The 16,420-nt window shown below is 65.7% G+C and carries 12 protein-coding genes; 6 read left to right on the forward strand and 6 right to left on the reverse strand.

Features of this window, described 5'->3' with window-relative positions; translation table 11 throughout:
* Positions 1–69 precede the first annotated feature (69 nt).
* On the forward strand, positions 70–1,284 hold the full coding sequence (locus tag AABD04_RS06790; RefSeq protein ID WP_341440615.1) for an alanine racemase: 1,215 nt from the start codon (positions 70–72) through the stop codon (positions 1,282–1,284).
* On the opposite strand, the gene AABD04_RS06795 is transcribed toward AABD04_RS06790, so the two are convergent.
* Positions 1,254–4,703, reverse strand: coding sequence for a TM0106 family RecB-like putative nuclease (locus AABD04_RS06795; protein ID WP_341440616.1), 3,450 nt, complete (start codon positions 4,701–4,703; stop codon positions 1,254–1,256). The two genes, AABD04_RS06790 and AABD04_RS06795, sit on opposite strands and share 31 nt — an antisense overlap.
* A 79-nt stretch (positions 4,704–4,782) precedes the next feature.
* On the opposite strand from AABD04_RS06795, the gene AABD04_RS06800 reads away from it, so the two are divergent.
* Positions 4,783–5,400, forward strand: coding sequence for an alpha/beta hydrolase (locus AABD04_RS06800; protein WP_243611066.1), 618 nt, complete (start codon positions 4,783–4,785; stop codon positions 5,398–5,400).
* A gap of 57 nt (positions 5,401–5,457) precedes the next feature.
* On the opposite strand, the gene AABD04_RS06805 is transcribed toward AABD04_RS06800, so the two are convergent.
* Positions 5,458–7,245, reverse strand: a complete 1,788-nt coding sequence (locus AABD04_RS06805) for an AMP-dependent synthetase/ligase (protein ID WP_341440617.1) — start codon at positions 7,243–7,245, stop codon at positions 5,458–5,460.
* Between the two features lie 310 nt (positions 7,246–7,555).
* On the opposite strand from AABD04_RS06805, the gene AABD04_RS06810 reads away from it, so the two are divergent.
* From AABD04_RS06810 to AABD04_RS06825, 4 genes are all read left to right on the forward strand, one after another.
* Positions 7,556–9,331 (forward strand): DEAD/DEAH box helicase, encoded by a 1,776-nt coding sequence (locus AABD04_RS06810; RefSeq protein ID WP_335742040.1) that lies wholly within the window; start codon positions 7,556–7,558, stop codon positions 9,329–9,331.
* Positions 9,332–9,429: 98 nt separating this feature from the next.
* Positions 9,430–9,930, forward strand: coding sequence for a 2Fe-2S iron-sulfur cluster-binding protein (locus AABD04_RS06815; RefSeq protein WP_341440618.1), 501 nt, complete (start codon positions 9,430–9,432; stop codon positions 9,928–9,930).
* Complete coding sequence (locus AABD04_RS06820; protein WP_341440619.1) at positions 9,927–10,922, forward strand: FAD binding domain-containing protein; 996 nt, start codon at positions 9,927–9,929, stop codon at positions 10,920–10,922. Before AABD04_RS06815 ends, AABD04_RS06820 begins: the two co-directional genes overlap by 4 nt.
* Positions 10,919–12,982, forward strand: coding sequence for a xanthine dehydrogenase family protein molybdopterin-binding subunit (locus AABD04_RS06825; protein WP_341440620.1), 2,064 nt, complete (start codon positions 10,919–10,921; stop codon positions 12,980–12,982). The genes AABD04_RS06820 and AABD04_RS06825 overlap by 4 nt, the downstream gene beginning before the upstream one ends.
* 108 nt (positions 12,983–13,090) lie before the next feature.
* Here the strand turns inward: AABD04_RS06825 and AABD04_RS06830 are convergent, their stop codons facing one another.
* From AABD04_RS06830 to AABD04_RS06845, 4 genes are read right to left on the reverse strand one after another with little or no spacing between them, the layout of a single operon-like run.
* Positions 13,091–13,837, reverse strand: a complete 747-nt coding sequence (locus AABD04_RS06830) for an amino acid ABC transporter ATP-binding protein (protein WP_243611071.1) — start codon at positions 13,835–13,837, stop codon at positions 13,091–13,093.
* On the reverse strand, positions 13,834–15,324 hold the full coding sequence (locus AABD04_RS06835) for an ABC transporter permease subunit (RefSeq protein WP_341440621.1): 1,491 nt from the start codon (positions 15,322–15,324) through the stop codon (positions 13,834–13,836). Before AABD04_RS06835 ends, AABD04_RS06830 begins: the two co-directional genes overlap by 4 nt.
* 39 nt (positions 15,325–15,363) lie before the next feature.
* A complete protein-coding gene (locus AABD04_RS06840; RefSeq protein WP_341440622.1) occupies positions 15,364–15,846 on the reverse strand; it encodes a RidA family protein in 483 nt (160 codons plus the stop codon).
* A gap of 14 nt (positions 15,847–15,860) precedes the next feature.
* A complete protein-coding gene (locus tag AABD04_RS06845; RefSeq protein WP_341440623.1) occupies positions 15,861–16,415 on the reverse strand; it encodes a histidine phosphatase family protein in 555 nt (184 codons plus the stop codon).
* Between the last annotated feature and the right edge of the window lie 5 nt (positions 16,416–16,420).

Here is a 16,420-nt window from a genome sequence, read left to right on the forward strand (position 1 = left end):
ACCGGGACTTCTCGGCCGCGGAGTGTTTGACTGTGTAGGCCCGGCAACGACGACGAAGGAATGTTCCCTATGAGCTCGATCGCCGGTGTCGCGACCACCGACACGACACCACTGTCCCGTATCGCAGCTGCCACCGAGGGGCTCGAATCGCCTTTGGCTGCAGTCGATTCGGCCGCTCTCGATGCCAATGCCGCGGCGTTGCGGGCGCGAGCGGACGGAGTGCCGATCAGGATCGCGAGCAAGTCCGTTCGGTGCCGGGCCGTGCTGGATCGGGTGCTCGCGGCCGACGGGGTGAACGGCGTCATGGCCTACTCCCTGCGTGAAGCGATCTGGTTGGCGCGCCACGGCGTGGAGGACATCCTGATGGGGTACCCGACGGTGGATCGCACCGCCCTCGCCGAGGTCGTCAACGATCGGGTGCTGTCGGGTCGCATCACGCTGATGGTCGACGACGTCGCACAGTTGGACATCGTGCGCGACGCCACCGCCAGCGATCTTCTCAAGCCACGTATCTGTATCGATGTCGATGCCTCACTGCGGATCGGTCCGCTGCACATCGGCGTCAGGCGCTCTCCGTTGCGCGAACCCGAGCAGGTCGCTGCCTTCGCGCGGGTGGCGCAGGCGCGAGGGTTCCGGGTGGTCGGGCTGATGTTCTACGAGGCACAGATCGCCGGTGTGCCCGATTCCAACGTCGCGGTGGAATGGATGAAGTCCCTGTCGTCCCGCGAGATCTCCACGCGCAGAACAGCAGTGGTCGAGGCCGTGACCGCGGCGGTCGGGCGGATCGAAATCGTCAACAGTGGCGGCACCGGGTCGATCGACTTCTCGGCGGCCGATCCGGTCGTCACCGAGGTCACCGCCGGATCGGGGTTGTTCGCGCCGACGCTCTTCGATCGGTATCGCGCATTCTCGGCCGAGCCCTCGCTGTTCTTCGCGCTGCCCGCGGTGCGCAAGCCGACGCCGCAGATCGCGACGCTGTTCGGCGGTGGCTACATCGCGTCGGGTCCGGCGTCGACGTCGCGATCCCCGCGGCCGATCGCGTGGTCGAGAAAGGCCAGGGGAGTGGTGACGTCCGGTCTGAAGTTGCTGCGCAACGAGGGTGCGGGCGAGGTCCAGACTCCGGTGAGCGGAGCAGGTGAGGTGCGGATCGGCGATCGAGTCTGGTTTCGTCATGCCAAGGCGGGCGAGTTGTGCGAGCGATTCGACACCGTGCATCTGGTGCACGCCGACGGGTCCGTCGAGGCGGTCCCCACCTACCGCGGCGAGGGCATGGCGTTCGGCTGAACCGCGTTCTCGCACAGACTCATGAAGGTGCCGAGGGTGACCAGTCCGGCCGGAGTCGACGGCAGGTACTGCGTCAGTGCTCGTGATCGGATCAGTATCGCCGCCCATTGACCACGCGAGACCGCGACATTGAGTCTGTTGCGGGACAACAGAAATCCCATGCCGCGCGGAACGTCCTCGATCGCGGACGCCGCCATCGAGATCAGCACCACCGGGGCCTGTCGACCCTGGAACTTGTCGACGGTTCCCACCGCAACCTCGTCGAGTCCGGCCGCCGCGAGGCGCTCGACGATGACGGCCACCTGCGCGTTGTAGGCCGCGACCACCACGAAGTCGCCCTGATGCATCGGCCGCGTTCCCTCGAACGATTGCGGGTTGCTCCAGAGCCGGCCGAGCAGATCCTGGACTCGCGCAACGATCTCGTCGGCCTCTTCCACCGAGTCCGTGGAGTTGCCGTGATGGTCCAGGTAGGCGACGTGCAGGCCGGGCTCCAGTCCTGACAGCGAACGTGCCTGTGTCACAGCCACGTTGGACTCGAGTTTGCCCTCGTACGACAGCGCGGAGACCGGCGCACACAGATCCGGATGCATCCGCCACGTCGTCGCCAGAAAGTACCCGCGATCGGCGGGCAGCGTCGGATGCCCGTTCATGATCGCGCCCAGAGCCGACTCGTCGACGGGCTCGGGATGGGTGCCCTGGCTGACCTGCGGCAGCTGCGCCGGGTCGCCGAGCAGGAGCAGATTGCGCGCGGACACCGAGACGGCGATGGTGTTGGCCAGCGAGAACTGCCCGGCCTCGTCGACGACCAGGAGATCGAGCGATCGGGGTGGGATTCGGCCCGGGTTGGAGAAGTCCCATGCGGTGCCGCCGACCACGCAGCCCTCGTCGGCGTCGGTGACGAAGCGGGAATAGTCCGTCGGATCCAGAACGGTGTGCGCAGTCGGTGCTTTCTTGCCTACCCGGCTCGGATCCACCCCGGCCGCCACGACGGTGTCCAGCAGATTGTTCACCACGTGATGCGACTGGCCCACCACACCGATCCGCCAGTGATGTACATCGACCAATTCGGCGATCACCCGCGCTGCGGTGTACGTCTTTCCGGTCCCGGGCGGACCTTGCACGGCGAGATAGGAGTCGTTCAGATCGAGCAGGGCGGCCGTGACGGCTGTCGCGTAGTCACCGGCGCGCACCTCGGGAAGGCCGGTGCCGGAACGGGTTCGGGGCGGCGACAACGTCAGCAGATCGGCGACGGCTGTGCTCGGAAGGTGTGGCAGGGCGGCGCTGACGTCGGTGGCGACGGCGACGATGGCCTGCTCGAGGTGCTTGGTTGCAGGAGGCGCTTCGGGCGCGGTGGCCACAGGGAAGTCGAGGTACTCGTCCACACCCTTGCGGAGGTTCTCCTGCACCACGACCATGTCGAGGGTGCCCTCGTAGCCGGTCTCCACGATCTCGACCGTCGTGGTCGCGCGATGGGTCGGCTGCTGCTTCGGCAACCCCTCCGGGGCCGGGTCGTCGTAGAGCAGTTTGACCTTCGAGCCGGACAGGGCACCGCCCGTCAGGTGCCCCAGCAGCTTGATCTGCCGTCGTAGAACCCGTTGCTGTGGTGCAGTTTTCATCCAGTCGTGCACCAGCTCGGCCCGCTCGACCTTCAACACGTCCGCGGCGTCCGCCCACTCGTCCATCGGATGGGTCAGTCGATCGAAGTGGGCCCACCAGAACGGCTTTCGCTCGCGCCGGTGGTACCCGATGGAGCCGGAGAACAATGCGACGGCCTGCTGCGTCGAGGTGCGCTGCCACGGTAGGCCCGCGTAGTCGGCGAGTTCGAGTTCCAACGGACTTGCGGTGTCGACGGCACTGTCGTGGAGTTCCAGTTGCTGCGTCGCCCGTGGCTGGACACCGGCATCCGACGCGCGCCCGAGCAACCAATCCCTCAGTCGTAGAGTCGATTCGCAATCGGTGCGGTTGTACTCGGCGATGTCGGCGAGGAGAGCTGCGGCCTCGGCGTCCTTGCCCTGATCTCGCAGATCGCACCAGTTCGCGTATTCGACGATCGACGCGGCAGCGTCGGTGACATCTCCGTCGCGGGTGGCGGGCATGTACAGCGGTTCGAGTTTCTTGATGCTGTAGGACCTGGCTCCGATGCGCACCGCAGACCGTACGACGGGATAGAGATCGACCAGAACGTCGTGCCGCAGCAGGTCGTCGACGGCGTCCTCACCGACCCCGTACCGGCCGGCGAGGCGTAGCAGTGCGGTCTTCTCGTACGGCGCGTAGTGGTAGACGTGCATGTTCGGGTGGACGGCGCGACGGGCCGAGACGTAGTCGAGGAAGTCGATCAGGGCACGGCGTTCCTGCGCGCGATCGTGCGCCCAGAACGGGAGGAAGTCACCGTCGGCGGTGTAGACCCCGAAGAGGTACTCGAGTCCCCATTCGGCACTGCCGGCCTCGGCCCACAGTGGGTCGCCCTCGAAGTCGAAGAAGATGTCTCCCGGATCGGGCTCGGGAATCACCCCGAGTGCCTCGGCGTCGAAGATCTCGAATTCGGCGTCGCCGGTGTGTTCCTGGCGAACCTGCAGTGCGGCCTGAGCGCGCAGGTTGGTCACCGTGCGCGACGACATGCCGTCCACGCCGCCGGTCGATGCTGCGAGTTCGTCGACCGTCGAGATGCCGGCGTCGAGCAGTCTGTCCCTGGTGCTCGCGCGCATGCCTGCCACGAGCACCAGATCGCGGTGCTGTTCCACCTCGACCGTGCAGGCCTCGCACTGTCCGCAGCCGGAGTAGCGCGAGTCGAACCAATCGACGACGGTTCCCTCGGCGTGGTGCTCGTCGAGTATGTGTTGCAGATGATCTCGGGACTGCCGATAGACCGGAAGAATCTCGGTGAGCGAGTGAGCGGAGTCGCTGCCGTCGCCGAGCATCAGGTGCACCTCGTCGCTCGGTTGGATTCCGCCCGTCCGCAGCGCGTCGGCGTAGGCCGCCAACTGCAGCAGGGCAGGTACCTTCGCGTGCCGCGAGAGCTTGGTGTCGTACACGGCGTACCGAGCACCCTCGGCCACCAGGAAGTCGCAGAACCCCAGAAATCGTCCGTCGAAGAAGGTCGCCTGATAGACCACGGGCGTGCGTGAGGTGAGGGCGGTGAACGTGGCCCAGGCCGCGTCGGCCAGCTCCTGCGCCGTCCGTCCCGGTCGGTCCATCGTCAGAACTCCGCCGGGAAAGCGCTGTCGGAAGGCCTCGAGCTGACGGCGTTCGTGCTCGAATCCGAGTGCGGACGTGCGGTCGAGCATCGGATCGGGGGCGGACACCGTGCGCGGGATCAGACCGGTCAGCCCGTCGAGTCGGCGCAGCAGTCCGATTTCGCAGGACGCCGCCGCCGCGAGGTCGCTGGCGCTGTAGATGACACGATCGCCGAGGAGGAACACGCGCCCACCCTAGCCATCACCGCGAGCGGTACCGGTCACGTTGCGCGCGGATGCAGTCGCGAGGAGGCAAAATGATCGAATGCCTTTTTTCGACGGAGCCACCGGTGCTGTCCACTATCGAAACTGGACCGTTCCCGATGCTCGTTTCGGTCTCGTCTTTCTGCACGGTCTCGGCCAGAACAGTGGCCACTACCACCGCTTCGCGCGGGTCCTCAATGGGCGCGGAGTCGATGTGTGGGCGGTCGATCACGTGGGTCACGGGCTCACCGAGGGCGAGCTCACCGACGCCGCTCAGATTCCCGGTCTTGCCCAGAATGCGCTGCAGTTGCTCGATATCGCCGAGGCCGAGCACCCCGAGTTGTCGTTCGCGCTGATGGGCCATTCGCTCGGCGCAGCGACGGCCATCGCAGCTCTGGGCGCGCACCCGGACGCGGTGCGGTGCGCCGTCCTGTGCGGAACGCCGAAGTCCGTGACCGGCTCGGCCACGGATCTGGCCGACAACGTGATTCCGATTCTCGCCGTGCACGGCGTCGACGATCGCCTGGCTCCGATCGATGCGGTACGCGAGTGGATCGGCGGTGTGCCCGACGCGTCCCTGAGCGAGTTCGAGGACGGCGGCCACGACCTCCTGCACGAGAAGATCCACCTGCAGGTGACGTCGGCGGTGGCGGAGTTTCTCGACGACCACATGTCCTGACACGAGAAAAGGGCCCGGCGCGAAGATCGCGTCGGGCCCTTTCCTCGTGCGGTCGATCTACGAGTAGATGGCCTCGATGTCGTTGCCACGCTCGGCGTGAATGATGTTGCGCTTGAGCTTCATCGTCGGGGTCAGCTCACCGGTCTCGACGGTGAAGTCGTTCTCGAGGATCGTGTACTTCTTGATCTGCTCGGGGCTGGAGACCTTCTTGTTGGCCTCGGCGACGGCCTTGTCGAGCTCGGCGACCAGATCGGCGTTCTTCGACAGTTCCGAGAACGGGATGTCCGCGGAGAGGTTGTGCCGCTCGAGCCAACCCGGCAGAGCCTCCGGATCGAGGGTGATGAGCGCACCGATGAACGGCTTGGCGTCGCCCACGACGAGGCACTGGCTGATGATCGCGTTGGCACGCAGGGCGTCCTCGAGCACCGCGGGGGCGACGTTCTTACCGCCGGCGGTGACGATGATTTCCTTCTTGCGGCCGGTGATCGAGACGTAGCCTTCCTGGTCGATCGCGCCGAGGTCTCCGGTGTGGAACCAGCCGTCGACGATGGCCTCGGCCGTGGCCTTCTCGTTGTGCCAGTAGCCACTGAACACCACGGGTCCCTTGAGCAGCAGTTCCCCGTCCTCGGCGACCTTCACCGAGTGACCGTCGATGGGCTTGCCGACGGTGCCGACGCGCTGGTCCTTGGTGGTGTTGACGGTGATGGCCGCGCTGGTCTCGGTCAGTCCGTAGCCCTCGTAGACCGGGACGCCCGCACCGCGGAAGAAGTGGCCGAGGCGGGCACCGAGAGGTCCGCCGCCGGACACCGCGCGGGTGCAGTTGCCACCGAGCGCTGCGCGAAGCTTGGAGTAGACCAGCTTGTCGAACACGGTGTGCTTGAGGTTCAGAACCAGCCCGGCTCCGCCCTTCTCCTGGGCCTCGCTCCACTCGATGGCCGTCGCGGCGGCCTTGTCGAAGATGGAACCCTTGCCGCCGTCGTGGGCCTTCTGCTTGGCGGAGTTGTAGACCTTCTCGAACACACGCGGCACCGAGAGGATGAAGTCCGGCTTGAACACGGCGAACTGATCCACCAGCGTCGTCACGTCCGAGGTGTGGCCGACGGTGACCTTGGACTCGAACGAACCGAACGACACGGCGCGGGCGAACACGTGCGCCATCGGCAGGAACATCAGCGTGCGATTGCCCTCCTTCATCGAGTCGTGCAGCGCGATCTGGGTGGCCTGAACCTCGGCATAGAAGTTCGCGTGCGTCAACTGGACGCCCTTGGGTCGGCCGGTGGTGCCCGAGGTGTAGATCAGGGTCGCGGGTGATGCTGCGGTGACCTGATGGCGTCGGGCATGCAGATCCTCGTCGCTGACCCCGGCACCGCGGGTGGTCAGTTCTTCGATCGCTCCGCCGTCGATCTGCAGAACCTCACGCAGATCCTTGGCACCTTCGGTGACCTCTTTGAGGTTCGAGGCGTGCGCTGCGGTCTCGACGACGAGCAGCTTGGTAGCGGAGTCCTCGAGGATCCACTGCGCCTGGTCGGCGGAGGAGGTCTCGTAGATCGCGACGGTGCAGCCGCCTGCGGACCAGATGGCGTAGTCGAGGACGACCCACTCGTAGCGCGTCGCGCTGAGGATGGCGACGCGGTCGCCGAGTTCGATACCGGAGGCGATCAATCCCTTGGCCGCTGCCGCGACCTCTTTCGCGAACCGAGCTGCGGTGATGTCGGTCCAGTTACCGTTCTCCAGACGTTGGAACGGTACGAAGTTCGGCGATTCCTTCTCGTACCTGTAGACGGTGTCGGCCATGGATGCGTCGTCAGGAATGGTGAACGACGCCGGCACAGAATATTCGCGCACTGCTGGACCCCTTACGGAAAAATAGCGTGGTAGTTGTGCATTTCATCACATTCGAGGCCGTGGCGCACCATCCGGGGTGTCCGGTTTGTCGACTTTGCCGCGAGTTCGAGGGGGTTGAGTGTGACTCGGGGTACAACTTAACCGTCCGCGGTCATGTTCGGTGGTCGGGTCGCCGGTGTGAGGGCGTTCGCACCGCGGGCGGTCTCGGCCGTTTTCGTCACCTGATCAGCGTAGAAGGGTTCGCAGGGTCCGAGCAGGTACTAAACTCGCTCCACATATGAGCACTTCAGAAACTGATCAGGATGCCGCCGTGACGTCTGACGAGACGAATTCGCCCCCTCAGGACTCCGCCTCCGTTCCGGTCCGAGCGACCGAGTCGGCCTCGGCGACGGGCGAGGACATCACATTCGCCGATCTCGGGATCGACGAGCGGGTCCTGAAGGCCCTGCACGACGTCGGTTACGAGAGCCCGTCGCCCATTCAGGCGGCCACCATCCCGCCGCTGATGGCAGGGAACGATGTCGTCGGCCTCGCGCAGACCGGAACGGGCAAGACGGCCGCGTTCGCGGTACCGATTCTGTCTCGTCTCGACGTGTCGCGTCGGACGCCACAGGCGCTGGTGCTGGCACCGACGCGTGAGCTCGCGCTCCAGGTGGCCGAGGCGTTCGGTAAGTACGCCACCCACATTCCGGGTCTGCACATCCTGCCCATCTACGGTGGCCAGGCGTACGGCATCCAGCTCTCCGGCCTGCGCAAGGGTGCACAGATCATCGTCGGCACCCCCGGCCGCGTCATCGATCACCTCGAGAAGGGCACCCTCGACCTGTCCGGTCTCGAGTACTTGGTGCTCGACGAGGCCGACGAGATGCTCAAGATGGGTTTCCAGGAGGACGTCGAGCGCATCCTCTCCGATACCCCGGAGTACAAGCAGGTGGCGTTGTTCTCGGCCACGATGCCGGCCGCGATCCGCAAGATCTCCAAGCAGTACCTGCACGATCCGGTGGAGATCACCGTCAAGACCAAGACGTCGACGGCACCGAACATCACCCAGCGATACGTGCAGGTGGCCCACCAGCGCAAGCTCGAGGCACTCACTCGAATCTTCGAGGTCGAAGAGTTCGAGGCGATGATCATGTTCGTGCGCACCAAGCAGGCCACCGAGGAACTCGCCGAAAAGCTGCGTGCACGGGGCTTCTCGGCCGCGGCGATCAACGGCGACATCGTGCAGGCTCAGCGTGAGCGCACCATCGGTCAGCTCAAGAACGGTCAGATCGACATCCTGGTGGCCACCGATGTCGCGGCCCGCGGTCTCGACGTCGACCGCATCTCGCACGTCATCAACTACGACATCCCGCACGACACCGAGTCCTACGTGCACCGCATCGGTCGTACCGGACGCGCGGGCCGCGCCGGTCAGGCTCTGCTGTTCGTCGCACCGCGCGAGCGGCACCTGCTCAAGGCCATCGAGCGGGCGACGCGTCAGCCGATCACCGAGATGCAGCTGCCCAGCGTCGACGACGTCAACGCGCAGCGCGTGACGAAGTTCAAGGACTCCATCACCGAGAGCCTCGGCAACGAGAATCTGGCGCTGTTCCGTCGCCTCATCGAGGATTACGAGCGCGAGCACGACGTGCCGTTGGTCGACATCGCGGCAGCCCTGGCCATCCAGTCCCGCGACGGCGAAGCGTTCCTGCTGAAGCCGGAGCCGCCTGCCCCGCCGCGGGCACCGCGCGAGCCTCGCGAGCCGCGTCCGCCTCGCACGTTCGACGAGGATGCGGCCAGTTCGCATCACCGCAAGACCGGCCAGGAGATGGCGACGTACCGCATCAGCGTCGGCAAGCGGCATCGCGTCGCTCCCGGTGCCATCGTCGGTGCGATCGCCAACGAGGGCGGTCTGCGTCGAAGCGACTTCGGGCACATCAGCATTCGCCCCGATCATTCGTTGGTGGAGCTGCCGGCCGACCTCGCCGACGAGACGGTGGAGGCGTTGCGCCGAACCCGCATCAGTGGTGTGTTGATTCAACTGCAACCCGATTCCGGCCCGCCCGGACGCAGCGGCGGCGGGAAGTACAAAGGTAAGCGCTAGCGCGCACGTGCACGGCAATTCGTAGCCCGCTACGAAGTTCCGCGCACGACCCCGGGTTCGAGCGTTTGGTGGACCAAGCCCCGGGTATCCGCACGTGCATGACCAACGTCACTCTCCGTGTCAACGGAACGGATCGCGAGTTCGAGTGCGACACCCGGACCACCCTGCTCGACGCACTGCGGGAGAATCTCGACCTGATCGGTGCGAAGAAGGGGTGTGACCACGGGCAGTGCGGTGCCTGCACGGTGCTGGTCGACGGGCGGCGGATCAACAGCTGCCTCACGTTCGCGGTCGCGCAACAGAATCGCGACATCACCACCGTCGAGGGATTGTCCGATGGCGACACATTGCATCCCGTGCAGCAGGCCTTCGTGGACCGTGATGCATTTCAGTGCGGGTACTGCACGTCCGGGCAGATCTGCTCCGCGGTGGCGGTGATCGAAGAGGCGAAACAGGGCTGGCCCAGCGCGGTCACCGACGATCTCGAGGCCACCGATGTCGAACTCGACTCCGGTGAAGTGCGAGAACGTATGAGCGGCAACCTCTGTCGATGCGGTGCCTACGCCGACATCGTCCCGGCTGTGCAGGACGCATCGTGAGAACCTTCGCGTACGACGCAGCCACCGCCGTCGACGACGCCGTGGCCCGCCTCGCCGAGGACGAGAACGCGATGCTGCTCGGCGGCGGCACCAACCTCGTCGACCTGATGAAGCTCGGTGTTGTCGGCCCGACGACGTTGATCGACGTGACGCGACTTCCGTTGCACGACATCGACGTCTCCGACGACGGCTCGCTACGTGTCGGTTCCGGTGTGACCAACAGTGATCTCGCGGTGCACCCGGTGGTGCGTCAGCGATATCCGGTGCTTTCCCGGGCGTTGCTCTCCGGTGCCTCGGGCCAGTTGCGCAACATGGCCACCACCGGTGGAAACCTGTTCCAGCGCACCCGCTGCGTGTACTTCATGGACGCATCGAAGCCGTGCAACAAACGGCAGCCGGGCTCGGGCTGCCCGGCCCGGGAGGGCGAGCACCGTAACCTTGCCATCCTCGGTGCCTCCCCGGCGTGTGTGGCGACGCATCCCTCCGACATGGCGGTGGCGTTGACCGCCCTCGACGCCCGCGTGGTCGTTCGCGGTGTCGACGGAGAGCGCACCCTCGCGATCGACGACTTCTACCGGCTCCCCGGTGACGAGCCCGAGCGCGACAACACGGTCGCGCGGGACGAACTCCTCATAGCAATCGAGATACCGGCACCGGCGGACGGCACCGTCTCCACCTACCGCAAGGTGCGTGATCGCCAGTCCTACGCGTTCGCGGTCGCGTCGGTCGCCGCCACTCTCGACGTCGAGGACGGCATCGTCCGCGGGGTGTCGATCGCGCTGGGGGGCGTCGCGCACAAGCCGTGGCGGGCCCGCACGGCCGAGCACGCGCTGCTCGGCGGGGCCGCCGACGAGGCGTCGTTCCGGCGGGCGATCGCCCTCGAACTCGACGCCGCAGACCCGTTGCGCGACAACGCGTTCAAAATTCCGCTGGTGACCAACCTCGTCGCCCGCACCCTGGTGGAACTCACAGCTTCGGGAGACGGGTCATGACTGCATCGATCGGACAACCGATTCAGCGCACCGAGTCGATCGCCAAGGTCACCGGCCGGGCGCGGTACGCCGCCGAGCAATCGCCGGCGGTCGGACAGCTCTATGCCTGGTACGTGCCTGCGACAGTTCCCGCCGGGACGGTCGAACACGTCGAGCTGGAGGAAGACCCCGCAGTGCATGCCGTCCTCTGGTACGGCAACGCCGAGAAGCTGGGGGAGGTCGAGGACGCCGAACTGCATGTGTTGCAGTCCGATACCGTCTCCTATCGCGGTCAGATCGTGGCAGTCGTCGTGGCCGACACTCTCCAGAACGCTCGCGCCGCCGCAGCCCGGGTGCAGGTGCAGTACACCGGAGTCCGCGCTCCGGACAACACTCTGACCGCCGATCACCGCTCGCTGTACGCACCCGAGTCCGTCAACGCCGGGTTTCCCACCGATGTCACCGTCGGCGATCCCGACGCGGCGCTGGCGTCGGCCGAGCACGTCGTCGACAACTGGTACTCCACCGCGCCGATGCACAACAGCCCGATGGAACCGCATGCCACCACAGCACAGTGGTCCGACGGCGTTCTGACACTGTGGGATTCGACGCAGGCCCCGTCCGGGGTCCAGGGCGACCTGGCGACGGCATTCGATCTGGAACCCGAGAACGTTCGCGTGATCGCCGAGAACGTCGGTGGCGGCTTCGGAGCCAAGGGCAGTACTCGGCCCAATGCGGTCCTCGCCGCGATGGCGGCGCGAGCAACCGGAAAGACCGTCAAGCTGGTCCTGCCGAGACAGGCCCTGTTCGATGTCGTCGGCTACCGAACCCCGACGCTCAATCACGTTTGGCTGGGCGCTGATTCGACCGGCACGCTGCAGTCGATCGCGCACGATTCGTTCCAGCAGACCAGCACGATCTTCGAGTTCTGCGAGCAGACCTCGGAATCCACTCGACACATCTACGCGGCCCCGAACCGTCGCACCACCCACCGACTCGCACAGCTGGACGTCGGAACGCCGCGGTGGATGCGAGCCCCGGGCGAGGCTCCGGGCATGTTCGCCGTCGAGACGGCCATCGACGAATTGGCAACGGCCACCGGTATCGATCCGATCGAACTGCGTATCCGCAACGAACCGGACGTCGATCCCGCCAGTGGCAACCCGTTCAGCTCACGCAGTGTGGTGCAGTGCCTGCGCGAGGGGGCAGAGAAGTTCGGGTGGGACCGCCGCGATTCCACGCCCGGTCAGCGTCGAGAGGGCAACACCCTGGTCGGCATGGGCGTCGCGACGGCCAGCTACCCGGTGCTGATCTCGCCGAGTACCGCCTCTGCACGTGTGGAGCAGGACGGCACGATCACGGTGTCCGTCGCCGCGTCGGACATCGGTACCGGCGCGCGGACGGTGCTACGTCAGATTGCGGCCGACGCTCTCGGGGTGGATGCAGATACCGTCACACTCGAACTCGGCGACAGTGCTCTGCCGAAAGCACCTGGTGCCGGCGGCTCGTCGGGTACCTCGTCGTGGGGCTGGGCCGTCACCAAGGTCTGCCACTCGTTGAAGGCTCAGGGATCGTACGAGCCGGGACATTCGGCCGAGGCCGACACCACCGACGACGTCGAGGGCCAGAAGGAGTTGGCGCGCATGGCGTTCGGTGCTCAGTTCGCCGAGGTCGCGGTCGACATCGACACCGGTGAGGTTCGGGTGCGGCGCATGCTCGGGGTGTTCGGCATCGGCGCGGTGATGAATCCGCGGCTGGCCAGGTCTCAGCTCATCGGCGGCATGACGTTCGGGCTCGGCATGGCCCTGATGGAGAGTGGCGTCGTCGATCACGAATTCGGCGGGTTCGCCAATCACGACCTCGCCGAGTACCACATCCCGGTGTGTGCCGACGTGACCGACATCGAGGCCGTCTGGGTGGAGGAGGTCGATACCGAACTCGCGCCGATGGGCGGCAAGGGAATCGGTGAGATCGGCGCTGTCGGATCTTCCGCGGCCATCGGCAACGCGGTGTTCAACGCCACCGGCGTCCGAGTCCGCGACCTGCCGATCACCCTGGACAAGGTGCTGCCGCACCTCTAGAGCGGCGTCGCCGCATGTGCACGAAACTTCGTACCCCACTACGAACTTCTACTCACATGCCTCGACGAATTCGTTCCGCAGGCTCCACTCACATGGGGCGCAGCCCCTCTATGCCAATATCCGCTGCAGGAACTGGCGCGTACGAGGCTCGGTCGGGCTCACCAGCACCTGTTCCGGTGTGCCTCGTTCGAGGACGACGCCGTTCTCGATGAACAGCACCTGATCGGCGACCTGCTGGGCGAAGCGGATTTCATGGGTGACGATCACCATCGTCCAGCCCTCGGCAGCAAGGCCTTTGATGACGCCGAGTACTTCGCCGACGAGTTCGGGATCGAGTGCCGAGGTGGGCTCGTCGAACAGCATCAGCTTGGGGCGGAGAGCCAGAGCTCGAGCGATTCCGACGCGTTGTTGCTGGCCTCCCGACAGCTGGAACGGGTACTGGTCGGACTTGGCGTCGAGACCGATCTGATCGAGGATTGCGTGCGCGTCGCGGATGGCGTCGTCCTTGGCGCGCTTCTGCACGATCACCGGTCCCTCGATGATGTTCTGCAGCACCGTCTTGTGGGGAAACAGGTTGTGGCTCTGAAACACCATGCCGCTCTGGGCCCGGAAGTGACGTAGCTGCGGCGCCCCGACGGGCTGTCCGAAGTCGACGGATACGTCACCGATACCGATGACGCCTGCGTCGGCCTGGTCGAGTGCGTTCAGAGCGCGCAGAATCGTGGTCTTGCCGGATCCGGACGGTCCGATGATGACGGTCACGGTGCCGGACGGCACGGTGAACGAGACGTCCTTCAACACCTCCAGTGGACCGAACGACTTCTTCAGCGCGGATACTGTCAGCAGGTCTGTCATTTCGCCACGTACCTGTCGAGTCGGACTTCGAGTTTGCCTTGGAAGAAGGAGAGGACGATGCAGATCACCCAGTAGTACAGCGCGGCAACGGTGTACAGGGTGAAGAAGTCGAAGGTCGGTGCCGCCGCGAGTTGTGCGACGCGCAGCAGTTCGGTGACCAGGATGGTCGACGCGAGCGAGGTGTCCTTGACCAACGAGATCAGCGTGTTCGACAACGGTGGAACGGCGGTGCGCAACGCCTGCGGAAGCACGATGCGCTGCAACGTGGTTCGGTATCCCATCCCGATGGTCTGCGCGGCTTCCCACTGCCCCTTGGGCACGCTGAGTATCGCGGCCCGGATCACCTCGGCCGCATAGCCGCCCACGTTCAGCGAGAATGCGACGACCGCGGCCGGGAAGGGTGAGATCACGATGCCGAACTGCGGTAGGCCGTAGAAGATGATGAACAGCTGCAGCAGCAGGGGAGTGCCGCGAATGATCGAGACGTAGAACCGGGCGACTGCAGCGAGCGGTGTGATGGACGAGATTCGGGCCAGCGCAACGGCGAGAGCGATGACGAGTCCGATCACGAAGCTGATGGCGGTCAGCGGAATCGTCATCGTGACAGTCGCTTTGAGCATCGGCCACAGGTTGTCGAGAACCAACTGCATCTTCGACGGTGCCGTCGACGATGCGTCGTCGCTCTCCGGCACCACGGTGTCGGCGGTCGGTGCGGCGACGTCGCTTCCGAAATACTTGTTCGAGATCTCGGCGATGGTGCCGTTCTCGCGCAGGGTGTCGATGGCGGTGTCGACCTCGTCCATCAGCCCACTGTTCTTGCGGGCCACGAAGGATTGCAGGGTCGTGTCTCCGGTCTCGCCGGCGATCTTCACTCCGGTGTCGCCGGTCTGCTGCAGGTACTCGGCGATGGCGAGGGAGTCGTTGACTGTGGCGTCGACGCGGCCGTCCTTGACGAGAGTGACCGCCTGAACGAATCCCTCGACGGCTTCGACGTTCGCACCGGCGTCCGCCGCGACCTCTGCCCAGTTGCTCGTCGAGGATTGGGCGGTGGTCTTACCGGTCAGGTCGGCGAGCGAGGTGATGGTGGAGTCGTCTGCGGCGGTGAGGATCTGGCCTTCCGACACCGTGTAGGGCGTGGACAGGTCGTAGGCCGACTGGCGCGCGGGGGTGATCGAGACCTGGTTGGCGATCAGGTCGAATCGTTGGGATTGCAGACCGGCGAAGATCGAGTCGAACGGGGTCTGCACGAAGTCGACGCGCACCCCCAGCTCGTTTCCGACGGCGTTGATGACGTCGATGTCGTAGCCGGTGAGCTGTCCGTCGTCGCCCTGATAGCTGAACGGGCTGTAGGTGCCCTCGGTGCCGACGACGAGAACGCCCTCGTCCTTCACCCGGTCCAGCAACGACTGCGAGGACGCACTGCAGCCGGACAACCCGAGAATACCGATGAGAATCGCGACCAGGGCAAGGGTCGATCTGCGCACCATCCGCGCCTGCTTTCGCCGTATGTACGAGTGGAGCAAAACCTACCCGTCGATCTCCAACTCCGCTGACACCACCACGGAGTTGTTCATCGGCAGCGCGGCCACCCCGAGTGCGGTGCGGGCATGGGCACCGATCTCGGGACCGAAGATGGCGAGCACCAGATCGGAGAAGCCGTTGACGACCGTGGTGGTCTGAGTGAAGCCGTGATCGGCATTGACCGACCCGGTCACGGTCAGCCACGCGCTGATTCGATCGAGGTCGCCGACCGCGCGCGCGACGCCACCGAGCAGTGCCAGTGCGGTGTCGCGCGCGGCGTCGGTGGCGGCGTCGAGACTCACCTCGGACGGAACCGCGCCGAACGGTCCTGCCAATGTGCCGTCGGGGGCCAGCGGCGAATGGCCCGAGGCGAACACCCGGTTGCCGCGCACCCGCACCCACTCGAACGAGAACTCGAAACCAGGTGGGGCGGTCGGTTCACCGGGCAACGTGAAGCCCAGTTCGGTGATGCGCCGTTCGATCTCCATGAACGAAAACTCTGTCAGACCGCGACGCTGTTGATGGTGCGAACGGTCCAGCGAGAACCGTCGTGCTCGAGGGTGGAAACGCCCGCGTTGAGGATGCGCGGGGAGTGGCGGCGTCGAATCGCGTCGAAGATCGCCCGGATGACGCCGCCGTGCGCCACGGCGATCACCGCGGAGTCCGGATAGCACGAGGCGATCTCGTCGACGGCTCGCACACCGCGCACGATCAGGTTCGAACGCGGCTCCAAGCCCGGGTACCGGCCGTCCGGCCAGTGCGAGTACGCGTCCCAGTCGGTGAATCCTTCGGCGTCGCCGAAGTGGCGTTCGGCCAGATCGGGGAATTCGACGGTGCGGGTCAGGCCCAGGTGAGCGCCGATGATGTCCGCGGTTTCCGAGGCCCGGATCAGCGGCGAACTGACCAGGTGATCCCACGTACGGAACTCCAATTGGTAGCCCGCCTCACGGGCCTGAGCACGGCCGGTGTCGTTGAGAGGAATGTCCGAAGAGCCCTGTAGACGCCCGTGCAGATTCCAGTTCGTTTCACCGTGCCGAACCAGTGCCAGAAAAGTCATAGTGA

It is taken from the genome of Rhodococcoides navarretei (assembly GCF_038069675.1).
Taxonomy (GTDB): domain Bacteria; phylum Actinomycetota; class Actinomycetes; order Mycobacteriales; family Mycobacteriaceae; genus Rhodococcoides; species Rhodococcoides navarretei.